This window comes from Pyxidicoccus xibeiensis (assembly GCF_024198175.1).
Lineage (GTDB): Bacteria > Myxococcota > Myxococcia > Myxococcales > Myxococcaceae > Myxococcus > Myxococcus xibeiensis.
This window is the reverse complement of sequence record NZ_JAJVKV010000003.1, coordinates 1,048,262-1,063,834: the sequence shown is the minus strand read 5'-3', so window position 1 is coordinate 1,063,834 and position 15,573 is coordinate 1,048,262. Positions and strand designations below refer to the sequence as shown.

At 72.1% G+C, this 15,573-nt stretch carries 13 protein-coding genes; 4 read left to right on the top strand and 9 right to left on the bottom strand.

Annotation, left to right across the window (positions count from 1 at the left end; all coding sequences use genetic code 11):
- Positions 1-8: 8 nt before the first annotated feature.
- Entirely contained in the window at positions 9-1,802 is a 1,794-nt protein-coding gene (locus tag LXT23_RS17205; RefSeq protein ID WP_253981248.1) for a phosphoenolpyruvate carboxykinase (GTP), read from the bottom strand.
- 254 nt (positions 1,803-2,056) lie between these two features.
- On the opposite strand from LXT23_RS17205, the gene LXT23_RS17200 reads away from it, so the two are divergent.
- A complete protein-coding gene (locus LXT23_RS17200; RefSeq protein ID WP_253981247.1) occupies positions 2,057-3,931 on the top strand; it encodes an SLC13 family permease in 1,875 nt (624 codons plus the stop codon).
- 6 nt (positions 3,932-3,937) lie between these two features.
- Here the strand turns inward: LXT23_RS17200 and miaE are convergent, their stop codons facing one another.
- The 6 genes from miaE to LXT23_RS17170 form a co-directional block, all read right to left on the bottom strand.
- Positions 3,938-4,561, bottom strand: coding sequence for a tRNA-(ms[2]io[6]A)-hydroxylase (gene miaE / locus LXT23_RS17195; protein WP_253981246.1), 624 nt, complete (start codon positions 4,559-4,561; stop codon positions 3,938-3,940).
- A gap of 83 nt (positions 4,562-4,644) precedes the next feature.
- Entirely contained in the window at positions 4,645-5,481 is an 837-nt protein-coding gene (locus tag LXT23_RS17190; protein WP_256560931.1) for a GNAT family N-acetyltransferase, read from the bottom strand.
- A 39-nt stretch (positions 5,482-5,520) separates the two neighbouring features.
- Positions 5,521-6,174, bottom strand: coding sequence for an AgmX/PglI C-terminal domain-containing protein (locus tag LXT23_RS17185; protein WP_253981244.1), 654 nt, complete (start codon positions 6,172-6,174; stop codon positions 5,521-5,523).
- A 210-nt stretch (positions 6,175-6,384) separates the two neighbouring features.
- Complete coding sequence (locus tag LXT23_RS17180; protein WP_253981243.1) at positions 6,385-7,311, bottom strand: hypothetical protein; 927 nt, start codon at positions 7,309-7,311, stop codon at positions 6,385-6,387.
- A gap of 141 nt (positions 7,312-7,452) precedes the next feature.
- Positions 7,453-8,400 (bottom strand): tRNA glutamyl-Q(34) synthetase GluQRS, encoded by a 948-nt coding sequence (gene gluQRS, locus LXT23_RS17175; protein WP_253981242.1) that lies wholly within the window; start codon positions 8,398-8,400, stop codon positions 7,453-7,455.
- Entirely contained in the window at positions 8,397-9,620 is a 1,224-nt protein-coding gene (locus tag LXT23_RS17170) for a PEGA domain-containing protein (protein ID WP_253981241.1), read from the bottom strand. Before LXT23_RS17170 ends, gluQRS begins: the two co-directional genes overlap by 4 nt.
- 124 nt (positions 9,621-9,744) lie before the next feature.
- Between LXT23_RS17170 and LXT23_RS17165 the strand changes: the two genes are divergently transcribed.
- The gene (locus LXT23_RS17165; protein WP_253981240.1) at positions 9,745-10,599 is read left to right on the top strand and encodes a metallophosphoesterase family protein; all 855 of its coding nucleotides are present in this window, start codon (positions 9,745-9,747) and stop codon (positions 10,597-10,599) included.
- Positions 10,600-10,631: 32 nt separating this feature from the next.
- Positions 10,632-12,257: an adenylate/guanylate cyclase domain-containing protein gene (locus LXT23_RS17160; protein WP_253981239.1), complete on the top strand. Its 1,626-nt coding sequence runs from the start codon at positions 10,632-10,634 to the stop codon at positions 12,255-12,257.
- A 20-nt stretch (positions 12,258-12,277) separates the two neighbouring features.
- Here LXT23_RS17160 and LXT23_RS17155 read toward each other — a convergent pair whose 3' ends face one another.
- Complete coding sequence (locus LXT23_RS17155; RefSeq protein WP_253981238.1) at positions 12,278-12,655, bottom strand: hypothetical protein; 378 nt, start codon at positions 12,653-12,655, stop codon at positions 12,278-12,280.
- 163 nt (positions 12,656-12,818) lie between these two features.
- Positions 12,819-13,898 carry a 23S rRNA (adenine(2503)-C(2))-methyltransferase RlmN gene (gene rlmN, locus LXT23_RS17150; protein WP_253981237.1) on the bottom strand — a complete coding sequence of 360 codons (1,080 nt, stop codon included), beginning with the start codon at positions 13,896-13,898 and terminating at the stop codon, positions 12,819-12,821.
- Between the two features lie 116 nt (positions 13,899-14,014).
- On the opposite strand from rlmN, the gene LXT23_RS17145 reads away from it, so the two are divergent.
- On the top strand, positions 14,015-15,502 hold the full coding sequence (locus tag LXT23_RS17145) for a glutamate--cysteine ligase family protein (RefSeq protein WP_253981236.1): 1,488 nt from the start codon (positions 14,015-14,017) through the stop codon (positions 15,500-15,502).
- Positions 15,503-15,573: the final 71 nt, after the last annotated feature.

Genomic DNA, 15,573 nt, shown 5'->3' with positions numbered 1-15,573 from the left:
CAGGCGGCTCAGGTCTCCAGGCGGGAGATGAGCAGCTTGCGCTGGAGCATGAGGGCCTCCGGCGCCTTGGTGCCCAGCTGCTCGAAGAAGACCTCCTGGCTCTTGAGCTCGGCCTTCCACTCGTCTTCCTTGATGGCGGTGGCCTCGGTGATGGCCTCCGGGGACAGGTCCAGGCCCTTGAGGTTGAGGCCCTCGTCGGCGCGCGGCACCCAGCCCAGCAGCGTCTCCTTGGTGGGGACGCGGCCGTGGACGCGGTTCACGATCCACTCGAGCACGCGCATGTTGTCCCCGAAGCCCGGCCAGATGAACTTGCCGTTCTTGTCCTGCCGGAACCAGTTGACCTGGAAGATCTTCGGCAGCTGGGGGATGGACTTCTGCATGTCCAGCCAGTGCTGGAGGTAGTCGCCCATGTGGTAGCCGCAGAAGGGCAGCATGGCCATGGGGTCCCTGCGCACCACGCCCACCTTGCCGGTGGCGGCGGCCGTCGTCTCGCTGCCCATGGTGGCGCCGAGGAAGACGCCGTGCGTCCAGTTGAAGGCCTGGATGACGAGCGGGACGGTGTTGGAGCGGCGGCCGCCGAAGATGAGGGCGGAGATGGGCACGCCCATCGGGTCATTGGCCTTGGAGCTGAGGACCGGGTTGTTCGACATGGGCGCGGTGAAGCGGCTGTTCGGGTGCGCCGCCTTCTCCGTGCTGCCCTTCTTCCAGGGGCGGCCCTGCCAGTCGGTGAGCTCCTCGGGGACCTCGCCGTCCTTGCCCTCCCACCACACGTCGCCGTCGGGCGTCATCGCCACGTTGGTGAAGAGGGTGTCCTTGGCGATGGTCTCCATCGCGTTGGGGTTGGTCTTGTAGTTGGTGCCGGGCACCACGCCGAAGTAGCCGGCCTCCGGGTTGATGGCGTACAGGCGGCCATCCGGACCGGGGCGCATCCAGGCGATGTCGTCGCCGACCGTCTCAATCTTCCAGCCCTTGTACTCGGCCGGAGGAATCAGCATGGCGAAGTTCGTCTTGCCACACGCGGACGGGAAGGCGGCGGCCACGTAGGTGGTCTCCCCCTTGGGGCTGGTGACGCCGAGGATGAGCATGTGCTCGGCGAGCCAGCCCTCCTCGCGGCCCAGGTAGCTGCCGATGCGCAGCGCGAGGCATTTCTTCCCGAGCAGCACGTTGCCGCCATAGCCCGAGCCGAAGCTCCAGATGGTGTTGTCCTGGGGGAAGTGGCAGATGTAGCGGCGGTCCGGATTCACGTCGCCGGTGCTGTGCAGGCCGCGGTTGAAGTCGTCGCTGTCGCCCAGCATGTCCAGCGCCTGCTTGCCCATGCGGGCCATGATCCGCATGTTCAGCACGACGTAGACGCTGTCGGTGATCTCCACGCCAATCTTGGTGAAGGGGCTGCCGATGGGGCCCATGGCGTAGGGCACCACGTACATGGTGCGGCCCTTCATGCTGCCGTCGAAGAGCTGGCTCAGCTTGGTGTACGCCTCGTCCGGGTCCATCCAGTTGTTGGTGGGGCCGGCGTCCGTCTTGTTGGGCGTACAGATGAACGTGAGGTGCTCGACGCGCGCCACGTCATTGGGGTTGGAGCGGTGCAGGTAGCAGCCGGGCCGCTTCTGCTGGTTCAGCGGGATGAGGATGCCCTCCTTCACCGCCTGGTCCGTCAGGCGCTTCTTCTCCTCCTCGGAGCCGTCGCACCAGACGATGTTGTCCGGCTGGGTCAGCTGGGCCATCTTGCCCACCCAGGCCAGCAGCGTGGGGTTCTTCGTCGGGGCCTTGTCGCCCACCGCCGCCACTTGCGTCGAAGCCATCGAAGTATCCTCGTGTCGTCTCGAAATAGGGGGTCCCGCCACCAGTCCCCGGGGGGACGAAGCTACCAGCGGGAGAGACAGCAAACCTTCTGGATGGAGGGCTGGAATGCAACTGGCGTCCGGCAGTCAACCGGCCTTCCAGACAGGCCTCTCCTAATTCCACTTATCAGCGACCGGGCATCCAGTAGTTGACGGCGCAGTGCGCCAGGGACTCACCCCGGGCGAGGGGCGGCCCCACGTTGGTGGCGGACTCCATGACCATCGCCATCGTCCTCGGCATCGTCGTCGTCGCGCTGGTGCTGTTCTCCCTCGACACCATCCCCATCGAGGTCAGCTCGCTGGTGGTGGTGTGCCTGCTGGCGCTGACGGGCGTGCTGACCCCGGGCCAGGCGTTCGAGGGGTTCAGCAACGACACCGTCATCTTCATCTTCACGCTGCTGGCGATGACGCAGGGGCTCGCCTCCACGGGGGTGGTGCAGCTCGTCGGGCAGCGGCTGGCCTTCTTCGCCCGGTTCGGCCATCAGACATTCGTCATGGCGATGATGGTGGCGGTGGCGACCTTCTCGTCCGTCATCTCCAACACGGTGACGACGGCGGCCTTCCTGCCGGTGGCCATTGGCGCGGCGAACCGGGCCAAGGTGCCCACGAGCAAGGTGCTGCTGCCCCTGGCGTACGCGTCGATGCTGGGCGGGATGATCTTCCTCTACGGCACGTCCACCAACCTGGTGATGTCCGCGGCGCTGCAGCGCATGGGGATGCCGGGCATCGGCGTGACGGAGCTGGCGCCGCTGGGGCTGCCGCTGGCCATTGTCGGCATCCTGGTGGTGGTGCTGCTGGGGCCGCTGCTCTTGCCGGCGCGCCAGGGCGCGGGCAGCATGGAGGACTGGACGCTGCGCGACTACCTCACGGAGGCGGTGCTGCCCGCGGACTCGCGCTACGTGGGCCGGGAGCTGGCGGACATCACCGAGGGGCTGGGGCTGCGCGTCATCGGCATCCTGCGCGACGGCAAGGCGCAGTCGGCGGTGCCGGGCTACCGGCTGCAGGGCGACGAGCGGCTCATCATCGAGGGCAACCGCGAGGAAATCCTCCGGGTGAAGGACCTGCGGGGAATCGAAATCCGCCCGGACGTGAAGCTGTCGGACGCGGAGCTGAGCGACAAGGACACCGTCCTCATCGAGGCCACGGTGCCCCAGGGCAGCCAGCTGGTGGGGCGCAGCCTGAAGGAGACGCTCTTCCTGGAGCGCTACGGCATGGTGGCGCTGGCGCTGCACCGCAAGCCCGCCATCCAGCGCGTCACCAAGCTGCAGCTGCTGGGGCGCATCTTCGGCGAGCGCTCGCTGGCGCTGCTGCCGCTGTCGGTGGGTGACGTGCTGCTCTTGCGCGGCCCGAAGGAGAAGGTGACGGAGCTGGCGAAGGGCACCAACCTCCTGGTGCTCAGCGGCCACGACTACCAGCCCCCCCGCCATGGCAAGGCGCTGCTGGCGGTGGTGCTGTTCCTGGGCGCGCTGGCGGCGGGCTCGCTGGAGCTGGTGCCGCTGTCGGTGGCGGGGCTCACCGGCATGCTGGCGATGATTGCCACCGGCTGCGTGGACGCGCGCATCGCCTTCCGGGTGGACTGGCGCGTGGTGCTGCTCATCGGCTCCATGATGGCGCTGGGCCTGGCCATGGAGGTGAGCGGCGCGGGGAGGTTCATCGGCGGCCACGTGGCGGAGCTGGGCGCGTACGGCGGCCCGCGCACCGTTCTAGGTCTGCTGATGGTGCTGACCATCATCCTGTCGGCGCCCATGAGCAACCAGGCCGCGGCGCTGGTGGTGCTGCCGGTGGCGCTCAACGCCGCGGCGCAGCTGGGCGTGGACCCCCGGCCCTTCGCCATGGGCGTGACGCTGGCGGCCAGCTGCTCGTTCATCACCCCGCTGGAGCCCAGCTGCGTGCTCGTCTACGGCCCGGGGCACTACCGCTTCACCGACTTCTTCCGCCTGGGCACCCCCCTCACCGCGCTGCTGCTGGCGGGACTGGTGGTGGGCGTGCCGTGGGTGTGGCCGTTCGAGAAGGGCGGCCGGGAGCAGCCCGCGCGCGGGGCTCCGGTGAGCGCCGTCGTCCAGCCGGGCCCGGCCGCCGCGGGGCCCTGACGCCTTTCAGTGGATGGCGGCGCGCAGGCCCACGTCGGTGATGACCTGCGCCTCGCGCTCGAGCATCCACTCCAGCCGCTCGCGCACGGGGGCCTCGTCGCCCCCGGCGGCGGTGACGGCCAGCCGGAAGAAGAGGGACTGGTGCCCGTCCTCGGACTGGGCCAGCTCTCCGTAGAAGCGCGCGAGCGCCGGGTCCGTGAGCCCCTCGGCGAGCAGCGACAGGCGCTCGCAGGAGCGCGCCTCGATGATGGCGGCCACCAGCAGCCGGTCCACGCGGCGCTCGGCGGACGGCGTGCGCACCAGCTTCTGCAGCCCCTGCGCGTACGGGTCTCCCGCGTCCCGCGTCAGCGTCAGGCCGCGCGCGTCCATCAGCTCCAGCACCTTGGCCAGGTGGGCGCTCTCCTCGCGCGCCAGCCGCGCCATCTGCGCGGGCAGGCCCGGCAGGTCCGGGTACACCTGGAGCAGCGACAGCGCGTTGGCGGCGGCCTTCTTCTCGCAGTGGGCGTGGTCCACCAGCACCTCGTCGAACCGCTCGAGCGCCAGCGGCAGCCAGCGCGGGTCCGTGGCGGCGTGGAGGATGACGGGGCCCTCTCCAGAGAGGGGACGGCGGGAAGGCGTGGGACGGCTCATGAGCGCGGGCACTCTATGGCATCCGCCGGGGCGCGGGGCATGCCGGAGTGAGGCGCGAGCCGGGAGGCCGGGCTGCTCCCCGGCTAGTCGACCAGGACGAGGCGCCACGTGCGGCCGGCCAGATAGCCGACCTTCCGGGCGATGCGGGCGGTGCTCTCGTCCCGCTCGTCCACGCGCATCGTCAGCCGGGGCAGCGAGGACAGCAGGTGCCGGGAAATCTGGCCCAGGCACAGCGTGGCGATGCCCTTCCTGCGCTCGGCGGGCACCGTGTACAGCCCCTCCAGCTCCGCGCCGAACTGGGAGCGGCTGCCGATGTCCACCTTGAACACCAGGGCGCCGTTCTCCTCCAGCACGTAGGTGCGGCGCTGGCGGACGCGCTGGATGACTCGCGCCTCGTAGCCCCGGGGGTCCTCGGCCAGCGGGTCTCGCTCCATTGCCTCGCGCACGTAGCCCTGGGACAGGGGCAGCAGGCGCGGCAGGTCTTCTTCACGCGCGAGCCGCAAGAGCGGGTTGGTGAAGGGGCCCAGGTCATCCGCGGAGACGCTGAACAGCCGCTGCGTGCGGGACAGCCTCGGCTTGCCCTGGCACAGGCTGCGCACCAGCGCGTCCACCGCGGACTTGTCTCCCACCGTGCCGCGCAGCTTCAGCGACGAGGCCAGCGCGTCGGCGATGACGCTGGTGGCGGTGGCGTCGCTGGCGCTGGGCACCACCAGCCCGCCGTCGCCGCCCACGAAGACGGCGGCCGTCAGCACCGCGTTGTCGAAGCGCCCGTAGAAGGCGAAGGGCACCCGTCCTTTCGGCGCGATGCCGAACTCCTCCAGCAACCCCAGCAGGTAGAGGTTGTGGACCGGGTCCTTCGACAGCAGTGCACGCAGGGCATCCGCGTCCTGGGAACCAAGCTGTTCGACGGTGACGGGCATGAACGGTGGGGGCAGCGGCACCTTAAGCAAATCCCGGCCCTACCGGCCAGCCTCCCCCAGTACGCGGAACTCGAAGGGGTAGACGACCGTTGCCTTCCCCCCACCCGGTGGAGCGGGAAACCGGGCGTCCAGCAGCGAGTCCAGCACACACGCCTGCACCATCGGGTCCGGAATCGTGCTGTCCAGCAGCTCCCCCGCCTTCATGGCCCCGCCGCCCTCTCCCGGCTCCACCGTGAAGCGCAGCCGCACCGTCTGCGGACCCCGGTTTCGCTGTGCCGCGTCCTCGAAACATTGCTGCACGAGCGGAGTCACGGCCCGGATGGCGACGCGGACGTCCTCGGTGTCGATGCGGCCGGTGGTGGACTCGATGACGGGCTCTACCTCGGCCACGCGGCGGGCCCCGTCCGAGGCGGAGGCTGGCGGCGTGGGCACTGGCACGGTGCCCTGGGGCGACGGGAAGGCGGGCGGCGGCACCACCGGGGCCGGCTCCAGGCGGGGCGGGGAGGGCTCGGAAGGGGGCTCGGGCGGAGGCCCGGACGGCGGGGTCGGGAGGGCTTCCGGTGGCGGGGCTTCCGGAGGCAGCGGGGGCTGGGCTGGCCGGATGAGCCAGTAGGAGAGGGCGGCGCTGAGGATGAGCACGCCCAGGCTCAGCCCGGGGATGAGGACCCAGCGGATGATGGAGCCGCGCGCCATGACCCGTGGAGACTATGTCCGCGCGTGAGGCGGTGGCGCGACTTCCGTGCTGCCCGGTCGCTCCCTGGCCCGGTGGAGACGCCGGTGGCCCGGGGGCTGGAGTGGGCCGGGAGGGTTGCTGTTCGGAAATGTCGGGACATTTCGCGTCGCAAAACCCCCGACATTTCCGAACAGGGAGGTGCCGGGCCGGGTCGGAGCGGGCCCCCGTGCCTACGTGCGCACCTCGCGGCGTGCCTCGGGCACCACGACGCCTTCCGCGTGGACGCGCTGGCGGCGGCTCACGCCGAGCGTGGCGCCGAGTATCGAGGAGACGAGCCCGAGCAGCAGGGCCCCGAAGACGCCCCAGAAGACGCGGCCGGTGGTGTCCGCGGCCTGGAGGGCGCCCTGCTGCACCTGCTGGCCCACCTGGCCGAGCTTGCCCTTCGCGGCGGTGAACTGCTGCTCGACGCGGCCGGCGACGACCTCCGCGTCCTGGCGGGTGAGGTCGGTCTCCTTCACGATGGAGCCGATGAGCACCTCGCGGTCCAGGTTGCCGGTGCGCAGCGCGGTGTTGAGCACGTCGCCGGTGGCCTTCTGGAGCTGGTCCGCGGTGATGGGCGGCGCTCCCTCCTCGGCCAGCCGCTGGTTGATGGGGCCGAGCGCATCGTTGGCATCCAGCCCGAAGGTGCTGGCGGCCTCACCTCCCTGGGACGCGGCGCCGACCACGGCCGAGCCGGTGGCGCCCACCACGGAGCTGGTGGCGCGGAACGCGGTGCCGAGCAGCGACGAGAGCGTCATCCCCAGGAGGACGGTGCCCGCCAGCGTCGTCAGGCCCCACAGCACGGCGCCGTGCAGCGCGCCGCCGCCCTTGTCCAGGACACCCGCCGAGCGCGCCGCCACGAAGCCGCCGATGAAGAGGGCGATGAGCGGCGCGATGAGGCTCCAGATGCCGGTGCCGATGCCCGCCGAGCGCGCGCTGCCGGGGTCATTGGGGTCGACCGAGGACAGCCCGAGCGCGAGGCCGAGCGTGTACAGGAGAATCCACACGCCGAGCGCGACGAAGGCGCCTCCGAAGATGGCGCTCCAGCTCAGCTTGAAGGGCGTCCCCGCGACGGCTGAGATGACGCCGGGTCTTTCGTTCTCCACGATGGCTGCCATGGTGTTGTCCCTCCTGGTTCAGGGAGCGCCCCGAAGGCAGGCCTGGGACGCTCGGGCCTTCTTCAAGATGGACACGTATTCGTGGATGCACGGTGCCCGTGCGCCTGGATGACTCCTGGGAGAGGTGCGCGGGTCAGGAGCTCACCGCAGGCCGAGTGCTTCCAGGAGCACCGCCTCGCGAGCGACCACCGGAGCGCGGGGCAGCGCGCTGGCGTGGAACCTGCGCACCAGCTCGTCCAGCGGCACCGGGCTGCCATCTCCCAGCCCGCTCCACGCGGCGAGCAGGCCCAGCACCCGCTCGGGAGGAAGACCCCGCTCGCGCAGCTCGGCGAGCGCGAAGGCACCGTCGCGCTTGGCGAGCCGCTTGCCGTCTTCGCCGAGCACCAGCGGGACATGGAGGAAGGCGGGCGCGGAGAGCCCGAGCGCCTGGTAGAGCTGGAGCTGCCGGGGCGTGGACGACAGCAGGTCGTCGCCGCGCAGCACGTGGGTGATGCCGCTGGCCGCGTCGTCCACCACCACCGCGAGCTGGTAGCTGGCCACCCCGTCATTGCGACGCACCACGAAGTCGCCCACCACTCCTTCCACGTCCTGCACGTACGGGCCCAGGAGCCCGTCCTCGAAGCGCACCTCGCCGGGGCGCGTGCGGAAGCGGTACGCGGGGGCACGGCTGCGGGCGCGCTCGGAGATTTGTCCGGCGGTGAGGCGCGCGCAGGTGCCGGGGTAGCGGGGGCCCTCCTCGGAGAGGCCGTGGGGGGCGCTGGCGGCGCGGGCAATCTCGCCGCGCGTGCAGAAGCACGGGTAGACGAGCCCCGCGCGCTCCAGCTGCGAGAGGGCGTCGCGGTAGACCTCGTCGCGCCGACTCTGGAAGAGGGGCGTCTCGTCCCAGGTGAGGCCGAGCCACTCCAGGTCGCGCAGCAGGTCGTCCACGTGCTGTGGCTTGCAGCGGGCGCGGTCCAGGTCCTCGATGCGCAGCAGGAAGCGGCCCCCGGCGGCACGGGCCTGGAGCCACCCGAGCAGCGCGCTGCGGAGGTTGCCCAGGTGCATGCGTCCGGTGGGGCTGGGCGCGAAGCGGCCTCGGAAGGGACTCATGGGCGGGTGAGCGGCTTGCGGACGGGCGCCAGGGGCTTGCGGTCCGACTGCTGGGGGGCGGGCTTCTCCGTCGTCCGCACTCGCTCGGGGCTCTTCGGATACGCCACCTGCGAGACACGGGGTGGCGAGGAGGTGCTCGCGGCTGGCACCACGGGCAGCGGCTCTGTCACCCCGGCCTCCACGCCGCGCGCGGCGAGGGCGGCAACCTGGGCCCGCAGCGGTGTGCCGGCCTCCAGCAGCTCCACGTCCACGGACAGGCGCGGCAGGCGCCGCGGGGCCTTGTCTCCCGGAGCGAGGACGAAGGACTCCAGCGTGAGCCCGGAGCCCGCGCGCGACACGGTGCCGAAGACGACGAGGTCCGCGCCCGCCGCCCGCCCGAGCGCCGAAGCGGCCTCCAGCGCGGCGGCGTCCACCCGATTGCCCGCGAGCGCCAGGGCGAGCGCGGCTTCGGGGCCGGTGCCGGCGGGGCGCACCGTCACGGTGGCCTCGCGTTCGGAGGCCACGTCCACCACGCCACCCACCGCTTCACCCGAGGGCAGCACCGCGCGCCACAGGTGCGCGCCCGGAGGCACGCCCGTGACACGCACGGGAGCCAGGCCCACGGGCTGGCCGTCGAGTGTCACGGCCAGGCCATGAGGCACCGAGTCGAAGCGCACGCCACCTCGGGGCTGGGCCTGCTGGGCCTCGCGGACGTTGTCGACCATGCGCGCGAAGAGCGGCGAGGACTCCGCCAGCGGCAGGGGACGCCCGGGGGCGATGGTGAGCGCCTGGGTGAGGCTGGCGGCGGCCTCCGAGTCGCGGCCGGTGGCGTAGCGGACGGCGGCGCGCAGGGCGTAGGCATCGGCGAGCTCGGCGGTGTCGGTGAGCGCCGCCGCGCCGGCGGCGTAGGCCTCGACGGCGCGGGTCAGCGCGGCATTGGCGCGGGGGAAGTCACGGGCCGCCCGCGCGGCGATGGCCTCCTTCACGGCGGCCCTCGCGGTGACGAGGGGCGGCTCGGGTGGCGCCTCCCCGGGAGCGCGCGCCGGCGTGGCGACGGTGAGGCCCTCGGTGGCGTGGACCTCCGAGACGAGGCGCGCCGTGACACGCGGCCCGGCGCGGGCGGGCACGTCGGCGGAGACGGCCTGGAACGGGAGCACGGCCACCTTGCGCGAGGCGCCCGGCTGCGCGGAGGCGGGGAGGGCACCGAGGAGGAGGGCGAGCAGGAGCGCGGTCCGCGTCATGATGACTCGAACAGTACCGTGCCGGGCACGCCGCGGTGAGCACCTTGCGAATCACTTCCCCCCGCCGGGCATCTGGGGAGAAATGCCAGCCCCCGGCCGGCCGTTGCCCAGGCGAGACACCCCGATGCGCTTCGTCCACTGCTCCGACGTCCACATCACCGAGGACTACTTCGCGCTCCCCCTGCGCCGGCTCGGCTGGCGGCGCTGGGTGGCCCTGGCCGAGCTCACCGTGGGAGGGCGCGCGAAGCGCTACGCCCGGGCCCCCCAGGCGCTCTCCGCCATCGTCCGCGACGCCCAGGCCCACCGGGCCGACCACTTCATCCTCTCCGGCGACCTCACCGCCTACGCCCTCGAGGGTGAGTTCTCCGGCGCCCGTCAGGCCCTGGGCCCGCTGGCGGATGACCCGCGCCGCTGCACCGTCATCCCCGGCAACCACGACGTCTTCACCCCGGGCAGCCACCGCACCGGCCGCTTCGCGCGCCACTTCGGCCACCTGCTGGAGAGCGACCTGCCCGAGCACCGTCGCGAGGGCTCCTTCCCCTTCGTCCGCCTGCTGGGCGACGAGGCCGCCGTGGTGGGCCTGCTGTCCGCCCGGGTGCCCGCCACGCCGGGCCTGTCCTTCGGGACCATTGGCCCGGCCCAGCTCGAAGGGCTGGCGGCCGTGCTGGCGGACTCCCGGCTGGATGGGCGGGCGGTGCTCGTCGTGGTGCACCACGCGCCCCTCACGTCCAAGGGCCGCGCGGACCGCTGGCACCACGGGCTGCGCGACGCCGAGGCCCTGCTGCGCCTGCTGCCCGGCCCCCGCTTCGCCGTGCTGCACGGCCACATCCACAAGCGCTACCACCACCCCGCCACCGCCGACCGGCCCCACATCTTCGGCGCCGGCTCCTCCACCGAGGCCGGCCACGAGGGCTACTGGCTCATCGAGGTGGCCGGGGGACGCGTCCTGGGAGGCCAGCCCCACACGCCCTCCCTGTGACAGCACCGCCCGGCGGCGGTAGAACCCGGGCCATGTCGACTCCGTCGCAGCCGCACCCGTCGCCCACGGACATCACCCTGGAGGAGTACAAGGCGCTGCGCGCCCTCCAGCGCGCCGTGGACGACCTCCTGGAGGAGAGCCTCCGGGAGCGAGAGAACCTCACCCAGTCCTTCCGCCGCTGCTTCCCGTCCGTGCTCGCGCTCACCGGGGCCCGCGCCATCGCCATCACCACCCGCGACGAGGAGCTGGTCGAGCAGACCTGGGGCGAGGGCGACTGGGCAGAGCGCTACCCGGGCTCGCTGCTGGAGGGGCCCTCCGGCGCGCGGAGCCTGGACGGCGACACGCTCGTCACCCAGGCGCTGGACGTGGCCGGCACCCGCGTGGGCACCCTGGGGCTGCTCTTCCCGGGAGACCACACCGCGCCCGCCGCCACCGCGCGCGCCCTGCGCGTGCTGGACCTCGTCGCCGAGCAGCTCGACACGGTGCTGTGCCTCGTGCACACCGCGTCGGAGAAGCACCAGCTCATCCTCCAGTGCAACGGCCACCTGGCCAACCCCGTCTTCGAGGCGGGCATGGACCAGGCCGTGCTGACGCTGGCGCGGCGCGTGCGGCTGCCCGGCTTCCTCCTGATGTACCGCGACGCGGTGCAGCCCCAGGTGCTGCACTACCGCACCTACCGCAACGGGCACCTGGAGTTCGAGAGCGGCGAGCAGCCCAGCCCCGCGCTGGAGAAGGCCATCCGCCAGCACGGCCCCCGGCTGCTCGCGGGCGAGGAGTCCGTGCTGCGCGGCCTGTTCGTCGGCCGCACCACCGAGGCGGTGCTCATCTCCGGCTCGGCCAGCAGCGAGCCACTGGGAAAAATCGTCCTGTGGAGCGACGAGGGCTTCTCCGCCTACGCCATGGACCTCATCCGCGTGCTGGCGTCCACGCTGAGCCAGCGCCTGCTGGACTACAACCGCGAGCGCATCCACCTGTCGCAGTTCTTCCCCAACGCCGTCATCGACGCGCTGCTGCAGGACCCGGACTACGCGCAGCACCTGCGCGCGCAGGACCAGGAGGTGGGCATCCTCTTCGCGGACATCAACGGCTTCACCCGCATCTGCGAGCACGGCTTCGACAGCCCGCGCAACATCGGCCGCTTCGTGGACGAGTGGAGCGAGCGCGCCGTGGCCTGCATCTGGGAGCACGGCGGCGTCTTCGACAAGATGGTGGGCGACTGCGTCATCGGCCTCTTCGGCCCGCCCTTCTTCAAGGGCTCGCGGCTGGAGCGCGCGCAGGCGGCGGTGCGCGCCGCGTGTGACATCCAGGCCTTCACCGCGTCGCTCGGCGCGCGCGAGGAGGTGGCCGCGCTGTGCCAGCGGGTGAAGCTGCCCGGGCTGGGCGTGGCCGTCGGCGTCAACCTGGCCAACGCCAACTGCGGCCTCTTCGGGCCCAACCGCCAGTACACCGCCTTCTCCAGCGGGATGAACCAGACGGCGCGCCTGCAGTCGCTGGCGGGCTTCCGGGAGACCTTGGTGATGGAGAGCGTGCGCGACGTGCTCGGCGGCTCACGCGAGCCCTTCTTCCAGGGCCTGCGCTTCGGACCGCTGACGGAGACGCCGGTGAAGAACGTGGCGCAGCCGCTGCGCCACTACCAGCTCACGCCGCTCAAGCCGTGAGCTGCCGGCCTGAGCCGCCCTCAGGCCTTGAGGTGCGGGGCCGCGTAGCGCCGGGAGAAGTGGATCCACCGGCGCTCGTCGACCTCCACCTGCCACTCGGAGTTGGGCGTGAGCGGCAGCCGCTGCTTGAGGAAGCTCTCCAGGTGGTCCGCCGCCTTCACGGGCGTGAGGCCGGGCGCGCGGAAGGCGATGTGCAGGTAGACGTCCAGCGTGGCGCCCACGTCCACGGAGGCGCAGATGCGCAGCGTCCCCACGCGGCGTTGGTACACCGTGTTCTGACCGGGCCATGCGGCGGGGTCTGTCTGCGCCAACGAGAGCCAGTTGAGCGGCTCGAGGATGAAGTCGAGCAGGTCGCTGCTCGCCTCGTCCATCGTCGTGTGCTCCTGGATGGAAAGCATCGCCCACCTCCCCGGGAACCGAAGCCGATGGAAAGAATGTGCCCACGTCCACCTCGCGTGCAAGGGGCACCAACCGCTTTCACCGCGGGTGTCCGTCAGCGACAGGACGCACACACGTGGGTGTGGTGCCGTGCCCGCACCTGGGTCAGCTCCACCCGTGCGCTCAGGGGCTGGTGGGAATTGAACGGCGCGAGCGCCGCTCCACCGTGGACTTGAGCTGCCCGCAGCCCGCGTCGATGTCGATGCCGCGGCGTTGACGCACGGTGCTGGGGACTTCGTAGGAGGCGAGCACGGCCTGGAAGGCGCGCACGGACTCCGGGCGGCTGGGCCCGCCGTCGTAGCCCACCGTGGGATTCAGGGGGATGACGTTGACGTGCGCGTCCATGCCCTCGAGCAGCTTGCCCAGCGTATGCGCGTGCTCCGACGTGTCGTTGCGCCCCTCGATGAGCGTCCACTCGAAGAAAATGCGCCGTCCGCGTTTCTCACTGTAGTACCGGCACGCATCCATCAGCTCGTCCAGGGGCCAGCGCCGTCCGGCGGGCACCAGCGCGGCGCGCTCCGCGTCGGTGGCGCCGTGGAGGCTGACGGCCAACTGCACGGGACGCGCCTCGTCCGCGAGGCGACGGATGCCGGGCACCACGCCCACCGTGCTGAGGGTGATGAAGCGCGGCCCCAGGGCCAGCCCGAGCGCGTCCACCAGCACGTCCACCGCGGCCAGCGTGTGCTCGTAGTTGTGCAACGGCTCGCCCATGCCCATCAGGACGACGTTGCGCAGCGCCTCGCCAGACTCTCGGAGGATGCGACTCACGTGGAGCACCTGGCCCACGATTTCGCCCGGCGTGAGGTGGCGCGACAGGCCCATCTGCCCGGTGGCGCAGAAGACGCACCCCATGGCGCAGCCCGCCTGTGTGCTGATGCACACGGTGGCGCGGCCCTTGAAGCGCATCAGCACGGTCTCAATCGTCTGGCCGTCGTCCAGGCGCAGCAGGAGCTTGTGCGTGTAGCCGTCGCTGCTGAAGCTCTCGTGGTGCGTGGCGAGCTGCCCCAGGCGGGCGCGCTGGCGCAGCGTGGCCAGCAGCTCTGGCCGCAGCCCCTCGACCTCGTCGAGCGAGCGGACCTGCTTGCGGTACAGCGCGCTCCAGAGCAGGTCGCGGTGGTAGGGGCCACACCCCCAGCCGGAGAGCAGCTCGCCCAGGGCGGGGCGCGTCAGGTCGTACAGGTTGATGGGCGTGTCGGACGTCATGGCCAGGGTGGGAGATAACACACGAGTCCGGCCGGCCGCTCCAGGCCCGACGGGCAGGCTGGCGAGCCCCGCCATCCCGGTGCCGGGGCAGGCGGCCATGCCCACCTTCGCCCCATATGGGTCTGGCCATCGAACAGGAGGAGTTCCGCCCGGAGGACTACGAGCGCTTCTCGCGGCGGCTCGAGGAGAGCCTGGAGGCGCTGCGCGGGCTGCTGGCGCGTCCGGGCTTCGGGGTGGGGAAGTGCACCATCGGCGCGGAGCTGGAGCTGTACCTCGTGGATGCCGGAGGCTTCCCGCTGCCGGTGAACCGGCAGGTGCTGTCGCAGACGGTGGACCCGCGGGTGACGCTGGAGCTGGACCGCTTCAACCTGGAGGTCAACCTGCGCCCGGGGCCGCTGGCGGGCCGCCCCTTCACCGCGCTGCGCGCCGAGTTCGAGGACACGCTGGGCGAGGTGCGGCGCGCGGCGGCCACGCAGGGCGCGCGCGTGGCCGTCATCGGCATCCTCCCCACGCTGCGCGAGGCGGACCTGGGCAGCGGCGCGCTGACGGGGATGCCGCGCTACCGGGCGCTGTCCGCCGCCATCCGCAAGCGCCGCGCCGCGCCCTTCCAGGTGTCCATCAAGGGCGAGGAGGCGCTGACGCTCACCTGGGACGACGTGACGCTGGAGGGCGCCAACACGTCGCTCCAGTACCACCTGCGCGTGACGCCCGCGCACTTCGCGCGCATGTACAACGCCGCGCAGCTGGCCACCGCCCCCGTGCTGGCGGTGTCCGGCAACTCGCCGCTGTTCCTGGGACGGAAGCTGTGGGACGAGACGCGGGTGGCGCTGTTCCGGCAGGCGGTGGACGACCGGGGCGAGCCGGGCGAGGGCGGCTTCCAGCCCCACGCGCGCGTGACATTCGGTCATGGCTGGGCGCGCGAGGGCGCCCACGAGCTGTTCGCCGAGTCGGTGGCGCTGCACCCGCCGCTGCTGCCGGTGCTGGGCCGCGAGTCGCCGCTGGAGCGCGTGAAGGCGGGCGCGCTGCCGGGCCTGGACGAGCTGCGGCTGCACCAGAGCACGGTGTGGAGCTGGAACCGCGCCATCTATGACCCCAAGGACTCCGGCCACCTGCGCATCGAGCTGCGCGCGCTGCCGGCGGGCCCCACGGTGGTGGACATGGTGGCCAACGGCGCCTTCCTCCTGGGCCTGACGCTGGCGCTGTCGGAGCAGGTGGACGCGCTGCTGCCCGCGCTGCCCTTCGTCCACGCGTGCGGCAACTTCATCCGCGCCGCGAGGCAGGGGCTGGACGCGGAGCTGCTCTGGCCCTCGGGGGTGGCGCCGAGCCCCCGGCCCGTGCCGGCGCTGGAGCTGGTGCCCCGGCTGCTGCCGCTGGCCCGGCGGGGACTGGTGTCGGCCGGGGTGGACGCCGCCGAGGCGGACGCCATGCTGGGCATCATCGAGCGGCGCGTGGCCCTGAAGCGCACCGGCGCGCGCTGGCAGCGGGAGGTGCTGGCGCGGCTGGAGGCGAACATGCCCCGCCAGGACGCGCTGGCGGCCATGCTGGAGCGCTACCTCCACCACGCCGCCTCCGGGGAGCCCGTGCACACCTGGCCCGTGGAGTGAGCCGGAGGTAGATAGGCGGGGTGAAAGGCGCGGATGAATATCCGCCTGCCTGCTGCGTCAGCGGACTGGCT

Excerpts from the sequence above, each read along its gene's own strand:
- LXT23_RS17205 (WP_253981248.1), bottom strand. The coding sequence starts at position 1,802 with ATGGCTTCGACGCAAGTGGCGGCGGTGGGCGACAAGGCCCCGACGAAG.
- LXT23_RS17200 (WP_253981247.1), top strand. The coding sequence starts at position 2,057 with ATGACCATCGCCATCGTCCTCGGCATCGTCGTCGTCGCGCTGGTGCTG.
- miaE (WP_253981246.1), bottom strand. The coding sequence starts at position 4,561 with ATGAGCCGTCCCACGCCTTCCCGCCGTCCCCTCTCTGGAGAGGGCCCC.
- LXT23_RS17190 (WP_256560931.1), bottom strand. The coding sequence starts at position 5,481 with ATGCCCGTCACCGTCGAACAGCTTGGTTCCCAGGACGCGGATGCCCTG.
- LXT23_RS17185 (WP_253981244.1), bottom strand. The coding sequence starts at position 6,174 with ATGGCGCGCGGCTCCATCATCCGCTGGGTCCTCATCCCCGGGCTGAGC.
- LXT23_RS17180 (WP_253981243.1), bottom strand. The coding sequence starts at position 7,311 with ATGGCAGCCATCGTGGAGAACGAAAGACCCGGCGTCATCTCAGCCGTC.
- gluQRS (WP_253981242.1), bottom strand. The coding sequence starts at position 8,400 with ATGAGTCCCTTCCGAGGCCGCTTCGCGCCCAGCCCCACCGGACGCATG.
- LXT23_RS17170 (WP_253981241.1), bottom strand. The coding sequence starts at position 9,620 with ATGACGCGGACCGCGCTCCTGCTCGCCCTCCTCCTCGGTGCCCTCCCC.
- LXT23_RS17165 (WP_253981240.1), top strand. The coding sequence starts at position 9,745 with ATGCGCTTCGTCCACTGCTCCGACGTCCACATCACCGAGGACTACTTC.
- LXT23_RS17160 (WP_253981239.1), top strand. The coding sequence starts at position 10,632 with ATGTCGACTCCGTCGCAGCCGCACCCGTCGCCCACGGACATCACCCTG.
- LXT23_RS17155 (WP_253981238.1), bottom strand. The coding sequence starts at position 12,655 with ATGCTTTCCATCCAGGAGCACACGACGATGGACGAGGCGAGCAGCGAC.
- rlmN (WP_253981237.1), bottom strand. The coding sequence starts at position 13,898 with ATGACGTCCGACACGCCCATCAACCTGTACGACCTGACGCGCCCCGCC.
- LXT23_RS17145 (WP_253981236.1), top strand. The coding sequence starts at position 14,015 with ATGGGTCTGGCCATCGAACAGGAGGAGTTCCGCCCGGAGGACTACGAG.